This window comes from Bacillus cereus group sp. BcHK124 (assembly GCF_027712065.1).
Taxonomy (GTDB): domain Bacteria; phylum Bacillota; class Bacilli; order Bacillales; family Bacillaceae_G; genus Bacillus_A; species Bacillus_A pacificus.
In genome coordinates, this window is record NZ_JAQFPJ010000017.1 from 19,414 (window position 1) to 41,098 (window position 21,685).

Below are 21,685 nucleotides of genomic sequence, written 5' to 3' on the forward strand. Positions count from 1 at the left end.
CGATAACCTACTATCCACATATGGAATAGCATTTTCACTCAGTAAAACGTGTTTTATTGTATGCCCACCTATGTGTAGATGTGTCTAGTTATAAAGAATGCACGAACTGTCTATAACAGAAATAACTACTTTTCATAAAGGAGAAATCGTGTATGATACAACGTAAACATATTTTGTATAACCAACCTCGTGCTCATACGGTCGGTAATGTAGAATATATAAACAATGAATGGGTATTCTTTGATGATGAAAATGAAGAAGCATTTTTATTAGAAGATATTGCCGAAGATGGATTTGAGATTTTATATAACAATAACTGGCTACCAGCTCGTTTTTATGAACAAGATGTATTACAAATCGCCAACGAACAGCACCATTTGCAAAATGGGGAAATGATACGTATTCGTAAAAAATTACTTCTTAGCTATACAGAATGGCTTGAGGAATTACCTGACTCTGTCTTTGCCTTATTAACAGAGGCATTGCAATCACTTCATTACTCTTTATATGATTGTATGTATTGTCATAATTATTTATCCTTTTTACCGAAAGAGGAAGCATGTGAAGGAGTAAATATTCTTTTGTTTGATAACGAAGAGATGATTTGTACACTACAGCACCATTTCGTTCGTCACGCTACATCAAATAAAAATATGTTTCGTTTTACAAAAGTGAACGGAGAAGAGTTGCATATCGATGCGACATAAAATAAAAAACCACCTTATCTCCCAAGTCTTTGAGATTATAAGGTGGTTTTATTTTCTTTATTAGAATACTTTCCAACCAATCGGTAATTTCAGTCCTAGATAAATTACCGCTACTAGCGCGACAATAAATAAGCCCCAAACCGCCCCTGTTGGTTTGTTTTTGCTCATTTTTACAAGAACCATTTCCATTCCACCGATTACTAATATACCAGCTAACATTTTTAAACCGTACCACATGTGCATGCTACCTGTTGCTGTTTTCACAATACTCATGTACAACATGAATCCCGTCACAATAATGAAGATATACATTAGGCGAAGCCCCATATGTACACCTTTACCTTTTCTTCCTGCTGAATAAAGTGAATACGCAACGAAGAATAAAATTAAACCTAACGCCCATGCTGTAATATGCATATGTACCATCGTATCCCTTGCCTCCTCTTTTCACACTTTTTCATTCTATATGATAACATGTTCATTTATTTTCAGGAAATGTTTCGCTTTTTTACATTTAAATGCTATAATATTTAGAGTATTTACAAACTTCTTGTAATAACAAAAGGGGGAACAATCATGATTCAAACTAAGGATATTATCGAACTTACAGACACATACGGGGCAAATAACTATCACCCACTTCCAATCGTTATTTCTAAAGCAGAAGGCGTTTGGGTAGAAGATCCTGAAGGAAACCGCTATATGGACTTATTAAGTGCATATTCTGCAGTAAACCAAGGTCATCGTCACCCAAAAATTATTAACGCTTTAATTGACCAAGCTAATCGTGTTACGTTAACTTCTCGTGCTTTCCATAGCGATCAATTAGGTCCTTGGTACGAAAAAGTTGCGAAACTAACTAATAAAGAAATGGTACTTCCAATGAATACAGGTGCAGAAGCTGTTGAAACTGCAATTAAAACAGCTCGCCGATGGGCTTATGATGTGAAGAAAGTAGAAGCAAACCGTGCTGAAATTATCGTTTGTGAAGATAACTTCCACGGACGTACGATGGGTGCTGTTTCTATGTCTTCAAACGAAGAGTACAAGCGTGGATTCGGTCCAATGCTTCCTGGCATCGTTGTAATTCCTTACGGTGATTTAGAAGCGTTAAAAGCTGCTATTACACCAAACACAGCTGCATTCATTTTAGAGCCAATCCAAGGTGAAGCAGGAATTAACATCCCACCAGCTGGTTTCTTAAAAGAAGCTCTTGAAGTATGTAAAAAAGAAAACGTTTTATTCGTAGCAGATGAAATCCAAACTGGCTTAGGTCGTACTGGTAAAGTATTTGCTTGTGACTGGGACGGTGTAACTCCTGACATGTACATACTTGGTAAAGCACTTGGCGGCGGCGTATTCCCAATCTCTTGCGTTGCAGCAAACCGCGACATTTTAGGTGTATTTGAGCCAGGTTCTCACGGTTCTACATTCGGTGGTAATCCACTTGCATGTGCTGTTTCTATCGCAGCTCTTGAAGTGTTAGAAGAAGAAAAATTAACAGAGCGTTCTCTTCAATTAGGTGAAAAATTAGTTGGACAATTAAAAGAAATTGATAACCCAATGATTACTGAAGTTCGTGGTAAAGGCTTATTTATCGGTATCGAATTAAACGAGCCAGCTCGTCCTTACTGTGAACAACTAAAAGCAGCGGGTCTATTATGTAAAGAAACACACGAAAATGTAATTCGTATCGCACCACCTCTAGTAATCTCTGAAGAAGATTTAGAGTGGGCATTCCAAAAAATTAAAGCGGTATTATCGTAATAATAGAGAGGTTGTCCTACATGTTAGGGCAGCCTCTTTCTTTTTTTAGTAGTTTATCGTAAAATAAATTTCAATATTCTGTTTATTTTATAGAGGAGGTAGTTATATGCTTTTGAAATACGGCAAACATATTAACTATTTAGCTACTATTCTCATTTCCATTACATTCATCGGATTCTTATTATATACAACATTACTCCGTCACTACTCAACACCTCATACATTCATGCTACTTAAAATCTCATTTTGGGCTTCCGTTTTTCTTACAGCTATCGGGTTTGGCCGTGAAAGAAGTTCTCTTGCCGTTATACTAATCGGGATTTGTACATTAATACTCATCGGATTATATATTGTTGCTATTTTAGATTTTTTCAATAACCCATGGCCATAGAAAAGAGCTATCTATTAATAAGATAGCTCTTTTCTTTTCTTCACTTCACCACATTTCGCAAAGTACCAATTCCTTCTACTGTAATGACTACTTCATCACCGGCATGCAAAAACTTCGGTGGTGTGAAACCTTTTCCAACACCAGCCGGGGTTCCTGTTGCGATAATATCTCCTGGTTCTAATGTCATTCCTTTACTTATCGTTGAAATGATTTCTTCTATTGAAAAAATCATTTTATTTGTATTTGAAGTTTGTCTTACTTCCCCATTTACTACCGTTTCAATGTGTAACGCATTTGGCGCACTAATCATCGATTTATGAATTAAATACGGTCCCATCGGACAAAATGTATCGAAACTTTTTCCAAGGAAAAATTGTTTATGCTTCCTTTGAATGTCGCGAGCAGTTATATCATTTATAATGGTATAACCAAAAATATGCTCAAGTGCTTTTTCTTTTTTTATTTGTTTCCCTCGCTTACCAATGATGATAGCTAGTTCTCCTTCATAGTCTAATTCATTCGTTGCGTGGGGATGACTATTAATTTTTTCATCCATGCCAATAACTGTCGTTGGCGCTTTCGTAAAGATCATTATATTTTCTGGAATTGACTCTACTCCGCCCATTTCTATCGCATGCTCACGATAATTTTTTCCAACGCACAAAATATTCTTCCTTGGCCTTGGAATTGGTGCTAATATTTTCACCTCAGTTAACGGGTAATACGCGGTTCCTTCATTTTTCTTCGCCCAATTGACAATATCACACATTTTTTCAACACATTCGGTTCCTCTTTCAATACACTCTAACATTGTAATTGGAATCGTAACCTTTTCCCCTTTTTGTCTTTGCGCTTCTCTTACATGCAATACCTTTTCTTCCTCTTCATCCACAATACCTACAAATACCTTTTCATCTTTTTTCGCCGTTACCAAACGCAATATTTCCACTCTCCATCCTAAAACTCATACACTTTAATTGTATTCGCATCCGCAAGAAAAAAACCTTCTCATACACGCTAATTTTTACAATATTCTTCTCATATCCGATTCGTTACTCCTTTATCATTTGGCATAAAATGTAGAAATTTTACTTTTTTTAGCGAATGCATTTCTTTTTTATGTTTTTTTTGTATAATATGTACTACATATATACTAAAAATTTCATTTAGAGATGGAGCCGATTTCAATGTTTGAGCAAGCGATTGAAAAAAAACGTGAAAAAATGATTTATTTTGCTGAACGCTATGGAATGACTTCTCAAAAAACAGTGGATTGTAGCCAAGAACTGGACAGGCTCTTAAATGTAATTTGGCATGTACATACGGATTTTCACCCTAATCAAACACTCGAAACACACACGCAATAACGTGTGTGTTTCTTTTATTTCAAAAAAAACACATTTTATTGAAAACGCCCATACAATAGTAGAAAAGAAAATTTTAAAAACGAAAGGTGTTTTGTATGCCAGCTATGGTCGGACATATTCGTATCGTCAATATTGGATCAAGTGGTATTTTTCATATTGGAGATGTATTTGCGATTAGGCCTATTAGTTATTCACGCGCTTTCGCTGGGGCCGGCTCTTTTAATGTTGGAGATAACGTTTCTGTCTACAATTATCAAAGCGCAACGACCGTTAATGACTCCGATGTAATTGATCAAGCGATCATTGGTTCAACTTAGAGGAGGCGATTGTATTGAATTTTTATGTAAACCAAAGCATCGTCATTAACAGCATTAAAATCGATAGCATTACAACCTCTTCTGTATTCCAAATTGGTACTGCTGGAAGTATTAAAGCCCTATCTAAATTCTCAAATACTGGCGGATTTACAGAGCCCCTTCGCCCATTACAGGCGAAAGGACAAATTATTTCTATCAAACCATCAACTAGTTCTTCTTAAGACATCCTTGTCATAAATATATAGCAGGAATATATTTACCCTCCCTATTGAAAAGGAGGTTTCACAGAATGAATCAAGATATATATACTTACTTACACCAACTTCAACAAGCTCTTCAAGCACAACAAACAGCCATCCTGAATTTAGAAGATCAAGTACGTCTATTACAAGAAGAGCTTAACGAATTAAAAAATCGCCCCTCCTCTTCTGTAGGAAAAGTGGAATACAAATTCGATCAATTAAAAGTAGAAAATTTAAATGGCACTTTAAATATTGGTTTAAATCCGTTTTCAGCAAAAGGACAACAAATTGAAGATTTTCAAGTAGATACAGAAACTTTGAAGGTCAATCCTGAAACCGACACAAATCCAGATTTTTACCAAAGCATCCTTCAAGAAATGCATCGTTACTTAGATGAAGAAGCATATAATCGAATTCTCCATTTTGAACAAGAAGAGAGAACGCCGCTCGATGAAATGTATCGACAAATGATGGTTGACGACATCAAAAAACAGATGGAGCATAGACTCCCTTATTACTTATCACAAGCGCAATCACATGAAGGGATTTCAACAGATCCAGATTATTTACGAGATATCATTATTCAAGCTATGAAACATGATATCGACAAGGCCTTCCTCTCGTTTATTCAACACATACCGGGCAATTTCCGAAAGGAGTAAGTATGTATGAATGTTAACGTTGTAAATCGTGAATTGAAAGTCGGACAGATTAAAATGAACGGTGTATCGTCGTCCGCACTCTTTTTAATTGGAGATGCAAATTTCCTCATACTATCTTCTATTCTTGATACGCCGTTTGAAACTGTTACAGAGGGGCCATTTGTACCATTAGTCACAGATGTCCCTCCTACTCCAGGTTAAGGAGACTGAAAAATTATGTTACATCATGTGTCTATTGTCGAAAATGTTTCTATTATTTCTTTAGGTATTGCTGCCGTATTTCAAGTTGGAGATGCAAATCAAATGGAGTTAAAAAGTAGAGCTCTTGCTGTTCACCGAGAAATTCCTTGTTATATAAAAGACGAAGGTCGCTTAGATGCATTTGAAATCTTTACCGATGAATACATTACAATCCCGAAACGAACGACAGATGTAAAATTAAACATTTTAAATGAATGCCCTTTTATTGAAGTAAACAATGTTGAATTGCGCACACTTTTAAACTCTGGTGGATTTCAAATTGGAAATGTTGATTATGTTTTTAATAACTCTCGTATTATGCAAATTCGCCAATATATTACGGATGAACCTTCCGCTCCATAATTCATATAGTAATTAAAAAGCTTAGTAAAGTAGGTGGATGGTATGCCTTCCGTTGTTGGAAATCTCGTCGTTCAAAACAGTAATGGTTCTTTTAATTTAGGAGATTTTTATAACGTGTCTCCGAAAGAAAATACGAAAGCTTATAATGGTTCCGGAGCTTCCAATGTTGGATTTGTCGTGAATACGTTTAACGGTGTTAGTGCAACAAATACATTTGATTCTGATGTGGCGGATCAAGATCAGATTGGAACAGCGTAAAAAAAGTAGGAGAATATCTCCTACTTTTTTCTTTTACCTCATTTGATATTATCAAAATCTCCACTGTTTACTGTTTCATTTTATTTAAATGATAAACCACTCTCTTCCAAAGCCTTTCTAAGCTTTGGCATCGACGCAGGTCCCATACCATGCAATTTTAAAATTTCTTTCTCACTATACTTTGAGAGTTTTTCTACAGTGTAAATTCCATGATGTTCTAGCGCCCTTCTTGCTGGTGCTGAAAGAAGAGCGAGAAAACCTTCTTTCGGCGCTCTCTCGTTCTCACAGGTTGGGCAAGTTGGACAATCGCTACTTTTGTAGTATTCATGTCCTTTTTCACACGTTCTTAACGTTTTTTCTGTTGCCATTTTCAAGTTCCTCTATTCTTCGATTTTTACAACATGATTACCATCAAAGAAGTATAAACATTTCTCTTTCACAGGGTGTTGTAAGCTTTTCTCGAGCGCTTTTGCATATAACGAAAGTTGCACTTTATATCGCTCTTCTAAAATTGGTTTCGCTTGATCAAATCCGCCTGGGAATTTCCCTGCAATCGTATCCGTTTTGAAGTCGATTAACGTAATACCATCTTCCTCTTCAATCATGCAGTCAATAACCCCTTGGACAAGAATGGATTCCCCGCTCTTCCCTTGCCAATCTTGATATGCTTCTTCTGCTGCAAGCATCATCGTAAATGGTACTTCACGCTCAACACTTTTCGCCGCTAATACCCTTTTACCTAGGTCACTGTCAAAGAATGAAATCACTTTTTCAATTGCAATTTCTTCCGCCTGCTCGAATGTTAATAATTCTTTATTTACCATTCCAGCAATTTGCTCCCGAATCACTTCTTCTGTAATCGGCTTCTTCAAATCAACATGCTGCATAACGGCATGTACTGCTGTTCCGCGCTCTGCGTATGTTAATCCCTTTTTCTCCATAAAACGAGGACGTGTTTGAATTGGTGCACGTAATTTTTTAATAAAGGCGTTATCGCTACCTTCTTCAGATTGATAATTTCTCTTTATTTCTGTAACAGACTGTTTCGCACGATGAGATGTTGCTTCCTCATATCCGTACTTCCACATTAATCTATCATACACTTCTTCTTTTCGTTCACTTTGCAGGGGAACAGCTTTTTTCTCACGAAGTGCTTCTAATAATTCTTGTTTCTCTTCTTGAACGGGTTCTGGCGCGAGTAACGTGTTACCGTCAACAACTTCTACTTTCCAGCTCGTGTCGTATCCATAAATTTCATCTGGAATGCTCCCTTGTCCTAATTCAAGAAGTATTTCACTATCACGATGTCTATATAAGGAAGGTGCAATCCAGTCTAAATAACAAGACGCTCCGGCACGTATATGATCTGGTAATAACCATTCACTATGCTCCCTCGCATCCAGCCATTTTTCCATTTCTTTATTTGCATCCTTAACCGTTCCAATTAAAATTAACTTCTCTTTTGCACGTGTTAACGCTACGTATAATACACGCATTTCTTCCGCGATTAATTCCATTTTCATTTTACGCTTAATCGCAAGTTGCGATAATGTCGTATATTTAATTCGTTTTCGAGGATCAATAAATTGCGAACCAAAACCGAAGTCTTTATGCAGTAAGAAACGTTTCATTAAATCTTGTGTATTAAAGCGGCGACCTAGTCCAGCTACGAATACGACTGGGAACTCAAGTCCTTTACTTTTATGAATTGTCATAATGCGAACGACATCTTCTTGTTCACCTAAAGCTCTCGCCGTACCCATATCATCACCGCGTTCTAAAATACGCTCAATAAAGCGTAAGAAGCGGAATAGTCCTCTAAACGATGTTGCTTCATATTGTCTTGCGCGGTCATATAGTACACGCAGGTTTGCTTGCCTTTGCTTTCCAGCTGGTAAACCACCGACAAAGTCATAATAACCTGTCTCACCGTACACTTTCCAAATTAAATCAGAAAGAGACTGTTGGCGCGCGAATTCACGCCACCCTTGCAGTAAGTTGTAGAACCATTCTAATTTGTCATGTAGTTCTTTTTCTTCTTCAAGCGGTGCCCCTTTTAAGAAGGAGCTCATTACTTCATAAAACGAGCCTTTCTTCCCATGAGCACGAAGCGTTGCAAGTTCTTCATCATTTAATCCAACGATTGGTGAACGAAGTACTGCTGCAAGCGGAATATCTTGCATCGGATTATCGATCACGCGGAATACGTTCATCATAATATTTACTTCTGTCGCTTCAAAGTAACCAGTCGCAAGATCAGCGTATACTGGAATTCCTTGCAGCTTTAACTCTTCCATAATTTGCGGTGCCCACGGCATGGAGCGAAGTAAAATAACGAAGTCGCGGTATTGTACAGGGCGCATACTATCCGTTTTACGATCATACACTTCATAACCCGAATCGACCATCGCTTTAATGCGCTGCGCCATAAGACGAGCTTCAAGCTGCGCTTTTTCTACTTCCGCACCTTCTTCTCCGTCTATTACCTCTTCTTCCGTTTGCTGAATACATAATAGCTCAGCCGTTACATCTTCACCTTCTGGATAACTAGCACCTAGCTTTAATTCAGCATCAGCATCGTAATCAATTTCCCCAACTTCTTCGCCCATAATTTGTTTGAAGATGAAGTTCGTACCCGCTAACACTTCATGACGACTACGGAAGTTTTTCGCTAAATCAATCTTCATTCCGCCGCCTAATCCTTCTTGCGTGAAGCGTTTATACTTTCCTAAGAATAATCCTGGTTCTGCTAGTCGGAAACGATAGATCGACTGCTTCACGTCACCTACCATGAACAAGTTTCCTTCACTCTCAGAATCTTTCGTTACGAATTTAATAATCGATTCTTGTACGAAGTTCGTATCTTGATATTCATCGACTAATACTTCAGCAAATTTATTACGATATTGAAGTGCTACAGCTGATGGCTTCATTTCACCTTCTTCACTTTGTTCGCTTAAAATTTGTAAACAGAAATGCTCTAAATCTGTGAAATCGACCATTCCTTTATCTCGCTTCATCGCTTGGAAACGTTCTGTAAATACTTTTACAAGCTGTACTAGTTTTTCTAATACAGGATGCATATCTTGAAAATCTCGTAAGAAACTTTCAGGTTTGCGACTAAATAGCTCTTCTTGTAATTTCTTCACTTCATCTTTCGCTTTATTACGAAGAGAGTCTACTTGTTTCACAACATCCTCGTTGTAATCACTTTTCTTAATACGCTTTAACGTTTGCCACGATACGTTTTGCATCGCTTCATACACGCTTGTCCATGACTCACGAGCAGCTGATGATAACGTTCCAAGTAAAGCTAAATCCGCTTGCAGTGTTTCAACACGAGGCGCTGGACCGTCAGGAAGCATTGCGAGTTCCGTTGCTTTCCGAATATGCTGTTCCGCTGTTTCAAGTTGGAATTTCACATCTTCTAATAAGTAGGAAGCGTACACTAAATCTTCAATTGTCTTTCCTTCCACATCGTATGCTTCTACTAATTTATCAAGCCATTTTTCCGGATTTGGATGTGCTCTTGATTCTGTATGAAGCGCTAAAATCATACGTTGTAAATCATCGTCACTACGGTCACTCGTATAACGATCAACAAGTTCAAAGAATATCGTATTATCTTCAATTCCATACTCTTCTTCTAATATGTCATCTAGCACTTCTTCTTTTAATAGTTCATTTTCTGTTTGATTCGCTATGCGGAAACGAGGATCAACATCAAGCATGTAATAGTATCCTCTAATAACTTGTAAACAAAAGGAATGGATCGTTGAAATGGAAGCTTTATTTAATAAGCTCAGCTGCTTTCGGATGTGCTGAGAGCCAGGCTCATCAATTAATACTTTTTCTAACGCTTCCCCAATTCTGTTTTTCATCTCTTGCGCCGCTGCATTCGTAAATGTTACAACGAGCAGGCGGTCGACATCGACTGGATTTTCTTCATTTATAATCTTTTTAATAATACGTTCAACTAATACTGCTGTTTTCCCTGAACCAGCTGCTGCCGCGACTAAAATATCACGTCCGTTCGCTACAACGGCTTTCCACTGGTCATCTGTCCATTGACTACCTTCTGGTTTTTTAGGCCAATTTTCCATCATTCTCCGCCAACCTCCTCTCTAATTTTCTCCATCGCTTCACTATCTTTCATATCTTTTAACGTACGGAACTGGTTATCTTCAAGTGATTCATCGAACTGGCAAACAGATTTGAAGTTACAGAACGTACACGCCGCTTTATTCCCCTTTTTGTAAGGAGCAATATCGATAACGCCTTCTGTAATGTCTTTTCCGATATTTTCAAACGTATGGTGTACGTATTTTTGCAGGACGTTAAACTCTTGTTCACTTGCAATACTTGAACGCGCACTAAAACTACCGTCTTTTTTCAGACCAGCAGAAATAATATCAGAGCTTCCTGTTGAAAGTTTATTATCCATTAAACGAACAACGTCAGCATCTCCTAGTACGAGACCTTTCATTTTGAATTTCTTTAAAATTTCCTTTTCAATTTCTGCTTCAGATGCGTCACCTTTTACCTCCACAATTGGGTTATGAATGTGGAAATACAATACACCAGCTGGTGATGCCGTGCCGCCTTTTTTCATCCACGTATGCGCATTTGAAGTAACAACATCTAAATACGTTAACATTTGAAGTGCTAATCCGTAATACACTTCCGTTAAGTCTAACGCTTTTGAGCTTGATTTATAGTCAATAATACGTAGGAATGTTCCGTTTTCATCTTCTGCCTTATCAACACGGTCAATACGGCCAACTACTTCCATCTTCACACCATTTGGTAATGAGAATTCCATTGGCGGAAGCGATCCTGTACCGCCCATACCAAATGGCACTTCTAAATCAACTGGTACGAAACCGCTAGACTTCGCATGTTCACGAAGAATGATTGACGTACGGAAAATGATTTGTTGTAGTTTTTGTTTTAAATAGAAATGACGGTTTGAACTTAATAAAATTTGTCTTTGTAATAACGGTGCAATCTCTTCTATTACTACAGCAGAAAGATGCTCACACTCTTTTATTGATAAATCCGCCCAAGTACGGTTTTCACGTAATAGCCTGTCCGCAATTCTCTTCAGTGCTGCATGGAATAGTTCCCCAATATCTGGCGCATCCAGTTTGAAAATATCACGCTCTCTTAACGATAAACCGTGTTGCGCGAAATGAGCGTACGCACAACGATTAAATAATTCCATACGAGAAACGCTTCCTTTTATTTTGTCTCCGTATAAATCTCTACTTACAGCTGTACTTAGCTTTTGCGCACGATTTCGGTAGAATAAGCTTGATAATACGCGGCTACTTTTTTGCTTCCATTCATCTGAAGTAACGTAGAAATTATATACATCCCACCAAAAGTCTAAGTTGCCTTCAAATCCATATCGCTTCCACGTTTGAAGTTGCTGCATAACATATGACAACGTTACTTCTGGTGTTGCTACGTATGAAATTTGTTCCGAACGTGATAAATCATTTACGTCGTTCGTAATAAATGTATCTTTCACATCAGGGAACATTCTTTTTATTTTCTTAATAAAGCTAGAAGCAAGTAACGTCTTTCCTTCCTCATCTGCAAGCGGGCATGAAATGTATAATTTCTCAGTTGCTCTCGTTACCATTTGGTACATAACAAACTGTTCTTCTAATAAAGTTTGTCTCGTCGTTGGTGCGAGTTCAATACCTGCAGCGCTAAGAACATCTCTTTCTTCATCAGAAAGCATACCTTCATCCATCGGTGCTGCTGGAATCACACCTTCATTCACTCCAATGACGAATGTTGCTTTCACATTTGATAATCTAGAACGATCAATATTCGCAATTAACACTTGGTCTAATGACGGCGGAATGTTTGCGAATTGAAGCGCCTCAAGACCTGTCGACATAACGTCTGTGAACATAGAAAGTGACATTTTTTCTTCGCCAAGCATCTCAACAAACGTATCAAGAAGACTCATTACTTCTTCCCATACTTGTTCATGATCTGTCGCAAATAAGAAATCTCCGCTCTCTTCTGCACGAATACGTAATGCTTCTAATTTTTTCGGAACGTCAAGCTCTTCTAAAAATAAGTAAACAGCTTCGCACATTTGCATAACCGTTCCCGCACGCTTCAGTCTTTTTTGCATACGAATAACGGGCGTTCTTACAACGTCACGCAATCGATTTATTTTCTCTTCCATTTCACGTTCGCTGTCTGTAATCATCCCGTTCGTATCGTCAAGAGAACGATAGCGGCGATACATCCATGGATCCTCAGAAGTCCATCTTTTCCCTTGTACACCGTATGCTAAACAGTAGTTTTCAAACTCATCCATCTCTTCGCGCATCGTTTCTTTTCTTACGTCTAATGGATATAAAAGCTCTGTTTTCACGCAGCGAAATACTGCATCATAACGCCAATTCCCGCTAATAATCTCGAGTGCAGAACGAATGCATTCTACTAACGGATGATGTGACATCGGGCGTTTTTCATCGATAAAGTGCGGGATATTATAATCTGTAAATAGAGTCCGCATTACATCGTAATAACTTTCTCCGTTACGAAGAAGAACTGCAATATCTCGGTAACGATAGTCTTCATCTGCCACAAGTCTACGAATTTCACGAGCAACGCCTTCTACTTCCGCTCGTAAATTCGCGGCTGTATGAATCGTTACACTTGCTTCCCCGTTAAATTTCTCATTCGGACGCGCTTCATAATGAGCTTCTAAATGCGCTAACGCCGGAGAATGAAAACGCGGCTGTTCCATAAGTGGAATCGTTTTTTCAATTTCTATCTTCTCTTCACGCGCTACTTGTTTTATTTTTTCATACGTTAACGTCGTTTCATAAAATAAATCTAGTTCATTTACTGGCTGCGCTAACGTTTTTTCATCTAGCGTTAACGTGATTGTCACTCTCGCTCCGCAAATCATAAGCTGTCTTACAATTTCTAGTTCTTGCGGTGAAAACGAATGGAAGCCATCTATATAAATTTCAGCTCCCTTTACATATTCAGACTGCGGAAGCTTTTCCACTAGCAATTGCAGATAGTCTTCTGAATCTAAGTACTTTCCGATTAAAGCACGTTCAAAATCATCATATAATAACTGTAAATCATACACTTTATTCGCTAATAGCTTTTGTTCGGCACTGCTACTATGCGCATCTAATTGTTGCCACATTTCATATACGTTTGATGGCGTCACGTTATATCGTTTAAACTCCGCAATCATACTGCCAAGATGTTCAAAGAAACCATTTTGCTCCGCTGCTTTTTGGAATACCGATAATCCATCTTTACGAGACTCTACAATTTTACGAAGTAACATATGTACGCCCGCTTCATCAATGTGAAGACGACTCGCTCCGCCAACTTCTTGCAATACTTTCCAAGCTAATCGTGAAAAACTAAAAACTTGTGCCCGAATAGAACCTCTAACATCCTCACTACCAATTAACGCCTGCTGCGTTTGGAATGTCATCTGTTCTGGCACAAGATATAATATTGTTTCCCCTCTTGGGCGCTGCTTTAACTCTTCTTGCACTTCGTGTAAACAAAGTGTACTTTTTCCACTTCCCGCTCTACCAATCACAAATCGAAGTGACATGTAACCCCACCTTTCACTTACATAACGAACGTTAGTTTGCTACTATAATTGTATTATAGGACACGAAAAAAGACAAACGGAGTAGTTTGTCTTTTTCTATACTTCTACCTATTATATCAACCTTTTGAAAAATTCGTTTGCACCTCTTGAATTGGCCAATATCGTAAATCAACTTTACCGACAACTGTATCAGCTTTTACAAAACCAAAATGTCTACTATCCCAGCTCCCGAGGCGGTTATCACCTACTACAAAAATATATCCAGGTGGCACCGTTTTTTCCTTCGTTAACTCTTCTAGCGTAAAATCACCTGTTAGTTGTCGTCCATTTATCTCTTTCTTATATTTCTCTAGATAAGGTTCATCCACGAATTGTCCGTTTATATATAGTTTATCATGCTTATATTCAATATGATCCCCAGGTAAACCGATAATTCGTTTTACGTAGTCCTCTTTTTTGTTCGCATGAAATACAACAACATCAAACCTATTCAAGTCCCCCACTTGATAACTCACCTTATTTACAACGAGCATATTGCCATCTTGCAATGTCGGCATCATTGACTTCCCCTCTACAACATACGTTGAAAAGAAAAACGTTCGAAAAAATACAGCTAATAATACACCAATTAAAATTGTTCGTATCCACTCTATGCCTTCTTTTTTCAAAGTTTTCTTCATCCGCTTCTCCCCTTATCCTTTAATAATGAAGCTTTCCTTTACAAAGAAGACTTATTCTTAATGCAGTTCTAACTTTACTTCAATTTTCTTGCCGACATACCATAAAATAAAAATACCAATCGCTACAATGACTGATTTCACCGGATTATGAATAAATGACATTAAATCATGACCGATATACGTTAAAATAAAAATCATCACAAGCTTTCCGAACGCGAGCGCAAGACCAAACTGTTTTACACTAATGCGCGATAGACCAGCGACAACATTTATAAGCGCAGACGGTGTAAACGGAAAACAAAAGATGACGAAAATCGGCGCGAACCCTTTCCTTTCAATCCATCCCATTGCCTTTCGTACTTTCTCATGCTTATTCACAAAAGAAAAGAAACGACTTCGGCCAAAATGGCGGATTATGAAAAAAACAAGTAAGGCACCCATTACTGATCCAAGCCAAGAATAAAGAAAACCGAGCCAAAATCCAAATGCAACAGCATTCGCCAGTACAAATACGATAAGTGGCAATGCTGGAATTAGCGCCTCTATCATCGGTAGCCCAATACCAAGAAGTGGTCCGAACGCTTTATAGCTTTCAACAATATGATCCATATTTTCTGGTGAAAAATACTCTTTGATTGTCTGAAAATCCATTCTACACTTTACCCCTTTACTCTAAGTACTACCTCTACTGTATCATTGCCTATATGAAAGAGGAAATGGTAGATACGACATATGGAGATGTAATTATTAAGTTTCCATATCTTTCATGAGAATTCCTTCATTATTATGCTATGATAATCTATCAATATTCGACAATATTTAGAAAGGAATGATATACATAGTGACAATCAGTATTTTTCAAAAATAAATTTGCTGTGCATAATGCTATTTTATATCAACAATACACCCTATAAATAAAAAAGAGTTTGACCCGAGTAGCTATTCAGCTACTTTTGGGTCAAACTCTTTTTGAACTTCAATATAATCTTAATAATAAAATTTAATAATTCTTTTTATCCTTAAGAAAAAGAATTACAGAAATAATCACTAGAACAATAACTATGGTATCTAAAACATATGATACCGTTGTACTTAAACTCATTAATTTCATATTTATAAGCCCTGCATACAAACCTACAAATATCATTAATAAATCGTATATCTTTTTTAATTTTAAGTAACGAATTACAAAAAACACTGAAAAACTAAAGAAGAAAATCGTACTGATGATAGTCATATTTCACTCCTATATCATTATTCAAAACAAGCAGAATAAATACTTCCTAAAGCAAAGAAATCTAGCAACGCTTGTTTAGCTTCTGGTCCTGCTGCACTTGCTGCTTTTTTCACTGCAGAAGTTGCGGCTGCTTTTTTACTTTGTCCACTAGCTCTAGCTGCATTATATGCTGGAATCAATTTATTCACAAATGTTTTTGCCCCACCTAGTGCTTGTAATGCACTTTTAATTTTTGTAAGCTTAGTAATTGAGAATACATTAGAAACTAATGCAAACCCGACAGCTGAAACACAACCTGCCACCCCATATGCTACAGCTTCATCATTCTCAATAGCATCCATAACTTGGAATAAGCCATCATAATTATTTTCCGCCATCCACTGATTTACAGAATCACTACCTTCTGCTAATACACTATCAGGAATTGATTCAATAACACTTAACACCTTAAATGCTTTGTCCATTTCAGCCTTCTCTTCTAATGAATAAGTTGGTGGATTAATTTCTGCCGCACTTACAGAAGTTGTATTTGCTAGACTTCCACCTAAAATTGCAGCTGAGAGCATTAACGCTGTACCTTTAAATAGTTTCTTTTTCATCACAATTTCCCCCTATTAAACTGACATAACGTCGTTTTTAATATTTACCAAGTTACTTCATCTTGGTTTCTATACATAACTATATTAAAAACAATGTAAGTTTCATACGAAGAGTTTATTGTATTTTTCCGAAATACAAGTTTCGGAAAAATACAAATTTACTTTTCTACATCATAATAAAGGGAATGAAAAAGTAAACTTGTAGGAAAACAAGAAAAAGAAGTGATTGAAGGTTATTTCAACAAACTAAATTTTTGATCTTTTATTACATATATCACAAATTAATTTTAGATAATATCCCCAGAGACTTTGCTTTTTCTACAGCCTCTACCCTAGAAGATACTCTTAACTTATTAAATAGCTCCGTTAACGTATATTCTATAGAGCGTTGGCTTAAATTCAATGTTACTGCAATATTTTTATTAGTCATTCCTTGCTGTACAAAAATTAAAACTTCTCGCTCTCTTTGAGTTAAAGTAATAGGAATTTCATTTATTTTTTCAGATTGTAACACTGATTTTGCTGAAAACTGCTGAATTCGCAATTGCCTAAATAAGCCTAATGGAATAACCACTTCTTTTCGTTTAGCACAACGAATCGTAGTTATCATCTGTTCTTTAGACGCAGTTTTACTGATAATTCCAGAAATATTATTTTCTAGAAGTAGATTAAAATGCGGCTCTATGTCAAAACCTGTATAAATTATTATAGCAGCATCCGGATCATGCTTTAAAATCCCCTTTGTAACTTCCAACCCATTTAAATTAGGCATAAATAAATCCACTAAATAAACATCATATTTTTTTTTAGTAATACAACTTAAATATTCAGCACTGTCAAACAAAACATCTGCACAAATATCTTCTGTTTCTATGAGTGCCTTTGTTCCCATTCCAACAGCCATATGGTCATCTATAATAAGAACCTCTATCATTTCCATCCTCCTATTAACAATTTTTTGCACATCACATATAGTCTTTAATTAAATTTAATATCTATCTCTAATCCTTGACCTATATTCGAGTTTATTTGTATTTCCCCATTTAAGCTTTTTACCCTAGTAACAACCCCTGATATTCCCATGGTTGTATAGGATTCAGTTATTGCACTTATCTTCATTCCGATACCGTCATCTTTATATACAAGATAAATCGATTCCGCTTCCTCGAACACATATAGATATACAACAGAAGCTTGCGAATGCTTTAATGCGTTATTTAACAACTCTTGTATAATTCTATATATAGCATTTTCATACTCTAAATTTCTCATATTAAACTTTTCTTGAATGTCATAATTCAAATGAAAATTCGCCTCGAAACTTATCTTTTTAAACAATCGCTGAAGTGATTGTTGCAAACCTAACTCCTTTAGAAATGGAGGTCTTAAATTGTTGCATGTTTCTCGAACAATATATATTTGATCCATTAATTCCTCTTTGATTTCATCTAATACTTCTACTACTTTTTCATCTACAAATAATTCTTTATATCCTTCCATTTTTCGATACAAACGTAACTGATCTTGTAAAACGCCATCGTGAATATCCCGAGACAAATCCCCTCGCTCCTTTTCACTTATCATTACAGATAAACGAGCAAATCGATTGACATACTCTTTTTCTGAATTTTCACGAGATATTTCATCCATAAAATCTTCTAAATTTTTGGCAGCTTCAAATTGCAAATGGATATAATTTGAAATTGTTTCCAACCATAAAATCTCGTCAATACTTAAACTCTCTCTATCACAAATTAATACTACTTTACTTGCATTTAAATCTGAAACCACAACGATAAAATATCCTTCTATCCATATCACGGATCCTACTGTGAATTCGCACCACTTTACTTTTTTTAATACCTCATAATTTAGCGACACTTTTCCCTCAATAGGTTCTATTTCTTGGTTGGCATTATTAATTTGTAGAAAAATTATTTCCTTTATCGCTAATACGTCTATAAACTCTCGTTTAATTACTTTTATTAAATCAGATTGTTTGTACTCACTTTTCATTTGATGAAGAAATCTATTTAAACTATTTGAATAAATTTTCTTATGGTCATATAAGACCTTACGAAACTTAAAATCTAAATAGTCTTTAAAATAATAACTCACAATAATAAAAATAAAAGTAACAATATTTACTTGAATAAAATCTAATACATTTTCCAACTCAAACTTCTTATCAAAAACAATTATTTCCATTATCAATATTAATCCTGAAACAATCAATGATATAAATAAGTAATATTTAAATCTACTAATGATAAAATTCACATCAAATAAATCCCTTGAAATCAATAAATAAAAAAAATAAGTTGGAATGAATAAGAAAAATATTATAGATATTTCAAATTCTATTAATTCTTCCCCTAAAAATAAGCTGGGAATAACAAAAAAGAATATAAACGGTATTAAAGAAATCAAAAAACTAATAATAATAGCTTTAATAAACTCCAATTTTACATTTTGTTTATTCCGAAAAATAAAGCGCACTAAGAGAAACATTATAGTAAATAACAATATTAAAAAGGTAATTCCGTTTATTAATGAACCTAATCTATTATAAAAAAATCGCAGTGCATTCGTTGATATTAATAGAATAATTACAGTTTTTTGCAGAAAATTAAGGGTTTTAGCATTGATAATCCTCTTATTCCTATTGTTAAAATACGCATTTAAAAATAATAGGAATAACACTAGGGAGTAATTGAAGCTACTTGACATAACAATCATACCTAATACATCCATTCTCCCATAGGCAATTGAGCTAATATATGTCAGGCTAAACAATGTAAGGAATTGCAACAAGTAGTTAGACCAATCATTATTTTTTCTACCGTTATAAATTATTATAAATAGACAACTACTAATAAATATTAAGTAATATAACAACGGCATAAACAAATGATATGTAAATTGTTTATCACCCTTTTCATACATTACATTATATTTCCTTTCAGTTTCACCTTGTTGAACATGAATAGTTTGTACCTTTTCCACTCTAGAAAACATGCTTACAGATGAATTGAATTCCGGGGGTTCTCTATCTAAATTCTTTATAATATCTCCCCTCTTAATTCCTTGTTTTGCAGCCCATTTATCATCATCCAAATCTACTATTTGATAATTTCCATCTATCTTCTCTACTTCAATTCCCAGCATTGGATATTTAACAATAATAGTCGAAAAATAAACTACTAATAAAAAAGAAATAAGTATAAAATTTATTTCTTTTTTATAACTATGGATATTTTTCATCAAAACCCTCCCAGAATAAGAAATCTTGCCGAGTATACAACAAAAAAAGGAGTTATCAATATAACTCCTTTTCAGAACTGCATTTGTTTATGGCCATAACATATTACGCAGTGTAGGCAGCGCCACTACTAATACAACAAAGCTAGAAGTCATATACTTGAAATATAAATTATAATTAACTTTTTTCATAATTAATACCCACTTTCTATTTTTTAATTCTATAATTTGAAATCGACATAATCTCTTTTAATATTATATTATAAAAAAATATATATTCTCCCGAAAAATATATGCGTCTTTCCGAAATACTTTTTTCGGAAAGACGCATATATTAAAAGACCCCATACTATATTTTAAACTACTTCTAAAATCCCTTTTTACAGATCCTCTTCTCTAACAAAATACACTTTCTCATAAGCTGGTCTTAATGTTGATTCATCCCTTTGATCAACCTCTTTAAAACAAGGATTCCCTTGTTTTTTCCTACGATCTTCATACTCCGTTCGCAATTTCGCAGTACGATTTTGTTGATTTTCAAAACTAGTTTTCGATATCTCTAACTTCACCGCAAAGCCATTTATAAATCTAATAATAATGTTTCCATCTTTTAATTCTTTATTGCTTTCAATATAAAAATGAGATAACCACGCGCACTCTTTTCTAGAATACGAATAGGTAGGGAAAAAATAAAGTTGATCGGTCGGACTAATTGCAATTGGTGCTTTATGTGTAATATGAGTTAACTCTTTCGTTCCTTCTTTTCTGCCTAAGAAACTAGAACCATGCTTGCGACAACTTCTTTCTATAATATCTAGAGGTTTTTGAAATACGAAAAAAGAGTCTTGCACCTCAACAACTCGCGTAACAATTTTCTTTTCACTGAGAATTACAGGAAGTAAGGCCATTGTATTTTTATTTACAACATAGTTTTCGACGTAGCGTTCTACTTTACTTTCCATATTCCACTATCTCCTTTTTTCTATTTATATTAGCAGCTGCATGTATAATTTTAGCATCTATGAAAAGGAAATGGCTTACAGATTCCGCTTTTTTACAATACTTTATTATTTGTCAAACATCTTTTAAATTATAAAATAAAAATATATTGTTTTTATGATGATAAACCTATACAAAATCTATTTATACTAACTATAAATATTTACAACTACTTCCTCATTTCGCATCATTAAGACAATTAACTTTGCTATAATTAAAATAAAAATCCAATATATGGAGGTCCGCTATGGAAGAAAAAGAAATGCAACCAACGATTCACATGAAAAATAACAACATCGTAATCGTGAAAAACTCAGCTAGCATTATATTCGCTTTATTTTTCATTCTATTATTTTTTGCAAAGCCTTTTCGTAAATCAAAATGCTCTGAATGTAAGAAACGCGCGAAGAAAAAAGTTGAAAAAGAAGAGTAAAAGGCTTTCTATTTTGGAAAGCCTTTTACTCTTCTTCATATTTTCTTCCAAGTGTCTCTATATCCCCTTTATTTTTAATATTATTACATAGTAAAAATATGATAAAAAATTATCGACTACATTAAAAATACTTGCACATGTTACCCGTTTTTATTTTTTATTAAGAACTTCAACTTTATACATCACTAGCAACTTTTTAACTCGTTAAATCTGCAATATAAGTTTTGTATATAATTCCACTTCAAAACACAAAATATGTAAGTAATTATTTATGATTACATTAGTTTTTTATCTAATTCCAAAAAGGAGCTGTATAGTATGGAGAAAAAAAGTCTATTAAGACAACAGATTAATAGCGTCCCATCAGATGCTCTGAATACCTCTAGTAAGGAGCAAGAACAAATGTTAGAAACATCATCTCAAGACGAACAAACTTCTAACAACAATGCTAACAAAAAAGATGTTACTCAAAACCTATATGGCGCAGATTTACCCATTTCAGATGTAGACAGAACAACAAATAAAGTGAACCTTTAATCAGTGG

General features: G+C 35.3%; 23 protein-coding genes. 12 read left to right on the forward strand and 11 right to left on the reverse strand.

Annotated features, from left to right (window positions below):
• Positions 1 to 152: 152 nt before the first annotated feature.
• Positions 153 to 707 (forward strand): DUF2777 domain-containing protein, encoded by a 555-nt coding sequence (locus tag PDK19_RS20485; protein WP_000616055.1) that lies wholly within the window; start codon positions 153 to 155, stop codon positions 705 to 707.
• Between the two features lie 60 nt (positions 708 to 767).
• Here PDK19_RS20485 and PDK19_RS20490 read toward each other — a convergent pair whose 3' ends face one another.
• Positions 768 to 1,133, reverse strand: coding sequence for a YisL family protein (locus tag PDK19_RS20490; RefSeq protein ID WP_000233489.1), 366 nt, complete (start codon positions 1,131 to 1,133; stop codon positions 768 to 770).
• A 150-nt stretch (positions 1,134 to 1,283) separates the two neighbouring features.
• Here PDK19_RS20490 and rocD point away from each other — a divergent pair, with 150 nt between their 5' ends.
• Positions 1,284 to 2,474, forward strand: coding sequence for an ornithine aminotransferase (gene rocD / locus PDK19_RS20495; RefSeq protein WP_000616655.1), 1,191 nt, complete (start codon positions 1,284 to 1,286; stop codon positions 2,472 to 2,474).
• A 106-nt stretch (positions 2,475 to 2,580) separates the two neighbouring features.
• A complete protein-coding gene (locus PDK19_RS20500) occupies positions 2,581 to 2,865 on the forward strand; it encodes a hypothetical protein (RefSeq protein ID WP_000925339.1) in 285 nt (94 codons plus the stop codon).
• A 40-nt stretch (positions 2,866 to 2,905) separates the two neighbouring features.
• Here the strand turns inward: PDK19_RS20500 and PDK19_RS20505 are convergent, their stop codons facing one another.
• A complete protein-coding gene (locus tag PDK19_RS20505; protein WP_014893221.1) occupies positions 2,906 to 3,805 on the reverse strand; it encodes a fumarylacetoacetate hydrolase family protein in 900 nt (299 codons plus the stop codon).
• A 247-nt stretch (positions 3,806 to 4,052) separates the two neighbouring features.
• Between PDK19_RS20505 and PDK19_RS20510 the strand changes: the two genes are divergently transcribed.
• From PDK19_RS20510 to gerPF, 7 genes are all read left to right on the forward strand, one after another.
• Complete coding sequence (locus PDK19_RS20510; protein ID WP_000462846.1) at positions 4,053 to 4,232, forward strand: aspartyl-phosphate phosphatase Spo0E family protein; 180 nt, start codon at positions 4,053 to 4,055, stop codon at positions 4,230 to 4,232.
• A 95-nt stretch (positions 4,233 to 4,327) separates the two neighbouring features.
• Positions 4,328 to 4,549 carry a spore germination protein GerPA gene (gene gerPA / locus PDK19_RS20515; protein WP_001111187.1) on the forward strand — a complete coding sequence of 74 codons (222 nt, stop codon included), beginning with the start codon at positions 4,328 to 4,330 and terminating at the stop codon, positions 4,547 to 4,549.
• A 14-nt stretch (positions 4,550 to 4,563) separates the two neighbouring features.
• Entirely contained in the window at positions 4,564 to 4,770 is a 207-nt protein-coding gene (gerPB, locus tag PDK19_RS20520; protein WP_001012516.1) for a spore germination protein GerPB, read from the forward strand.
• Positions 4,771 to 4,838: 68 nt separating this feature from the next.
• Positions 4,839 to 5,453 (forward strand): spore germination protein GerPC, encoded by a 615-nt coding sequence (gerPC, locus tag PDK19_RS20525; RefSeq protein ID WP_001070750.1) that lies wholly within the window; start codon positions 4,839 to 4,841, stop codon positions 5,451 to 5,453.
• A gap of 6 nt (positions 5,454 to 5,459) precedes the next feature.
• Complete coding sequence (gene gerPD, locus PDK19_RS20530; RefSeq protein ID WP_001102341.1) at positions 5,460 to 5,654, forward strand: spore germination protein GerPD; 195 nt, start codon at positions 5,460 to 5,462, stop codon at positions 5,652 to 5,654.
• A 15-nt stretch (positions 5,655 to 5,669) separates the two neighbouring features.
• The gene (locus tag PDK19_RS20535; protein ID WP_000902317.1) at positions 5,670 to 6,056 is read left to right on the forward strand and encodes a spore germination protein GerPE; all 387 of its coding nucleotides are present in this window, start codon (positions 5,670 to 5,672) and stop codon (positions 6,054 to 6,056) included.
• A 42-nt stretch (positions 6,057 to 6,098) separates the two neighbouring features.
• Positions 6,099 to 6,314: a spore germination protein GerPF gene (gerPF, locus tag PDK19_RS20540; RefSeq protein ID WP_001141566.1), complete on the forward strand. Its 216-nt coding sequence runs from the start codon at positions 6,099 to 6,101 to the stop codon at positions 6,312 to 6,314.
• An 80-nt stretch (positions 6,315 to 6,394) separates the two neighbouring features.
• On the opposite strand, the gene PDK19_RS20545 is transcribed toward gerPF, so the two are convergent.
• The 9 genes from PDK19_RS20545 to PDK19_RS20585 form a co-directional block, all read right to left on the reverse strand.
• Positions 6,395 to 6,682, reverse strand: coding sequence for an RNA polymerase alpha subunit C-terminal domain-containing protein (locus PDK19_RS20545; RefSeq protein ID WP_000179961.1), 288 nt, complete (start codon positions 6,680 to 6,682; stop codon positions 6,395 to 6,397).
• Between the two features lie 12 nt (positions 6,683 to 6,694).
• A complete protein-coding gene (gene addA, locus PDK19_RS20550; RefSeq protein WP_000970455.1) occupies positions 6,695 to 10,420 on the reverse strand; it encodes a helicase-exonuclease AddAB subunit AddA in 3,726 nt (1,241 codons plus the stop codon).
• Positions 10,417 to 13,932, reverse strand: coding sequence for a helicase-exonuclease AddAB subunit AddB (gene addB / locus PDK19_RS20555; protein ID WP_000058555.1), 3,516 nt, complete (start codon positions 13,930 to 13,932; stop codon positions 10,417 to 10,419). Before addB ends, addA begins: the two co-directional genes overlap by 4 nt.
• Positions 13,933 to 14,048: 116 nt before the next feature.
• Entirely contained in the window at positions 14,049 to 14,612 is a 564-nt protein-coding gene (gene lepB / locus PDK19_RS20560; RefSeq protein ID WP_000751900.1) for a signal peptidase I, read from the reverse strand.
• 57 nt (positions 14,613 to 14,669) lie between these two features.
• The gene (locus PDK19_RS20565) at positions 14,670 to 15,263 is read right to left on the reverse strand and encodes a TVP38/TMEM64 family protein (protein WP_000347516.1); all 594 of its coding nucleotides are present in this window, start codon (positions 15,261 to 15,263) and stop codon (positions 14,670 to 14,672) included.
• 603 nt (positions 15,264 to 15,866) lie between these two features.
• Positions 15,867 to 16,448: a hypothetical protein gene (locus PDK19_RS20570; protein WP_049110949.1), complete on the reverse strand. Its 582-nt coding sequence runs from the start codon at positions 16,446 to 16,448 to the stop codon at positions 15,867 to 15,869.
• A 274-nt stretch (positions 16,449 to 16,722) separates the two neighbouring features.
• Positions 16,723 to 17,382 carry a response regulator transcription factor gene (locus PDK19_RS20575; protein ID WP_042874587.1) on the reverse strand — a complete coding sequence of 220 codons (660 nt, stop codon included), beginning with the start codon at positions 17,380 to 17,382 and terminating at the stop codon, positions 16,723 to 16,725.
• Positions 17,383 to 17,426: 44 nt separating this feature from the next.
• A complete protein-coding gene (locus PDK19_RS20580) occupies positions 17,427 to 19,712 on the reverse strand; it encodes a sensor histidine kinase (RefSeq protein ID WP_049122597.1) in 2,286 nt (761 codons plus the stop codon).
• Between the two features lie 377 nt (positions 19,713 to 20,089).
• Positions 20,090 to 20,671 carry a competence protein ComK gene (locus tag PDK19_RS20585; RefSeq protein WP_049111295.1) on the reverse strand — a complete coding sequence of 194 codons (582 nt, stop codon included), beginning with the start codon at positions 20,669 to 20,671 and terminating at the stop codon, positions 20,090 to 20,092.
• A 284-nt stretch (positions 20,672 to 20,955) separates the two neighbouring features.
• Here PDK19_RS20585 and PDK19_RS20590 point away from each other — a divergent pair, with 284 nt between their 5' ends.
• Both PDK19_RS20590 and PDK19_RS20595 read left to right on the forward strand, forming a co-directional pair.
• A complete protein-coding gene (locus PDK19_RS20590; protein ID WP_000391433.1) occupies positions 20,956 to 21,141 on the forward strand; it encodes a hypothetical protein in 186 nt (61 codons plus the stop codon).
• A 318-nt stretch (positions 21,142 to 21,459) separates the two neighbouring features.
• Complete coding sequence (locus tag PDK19_RS20595; RefSeq protein ID WP_049111297.1) at positions 21,460 to 21,678, forward strand: hypothetical protein; 219 nt, start codon at positions 21,460 to 21,462, stop codon at positions 21,676 to 21,678.
• Positions 21,679 to 21,685 lie beyond the last annotated feature (7 nt).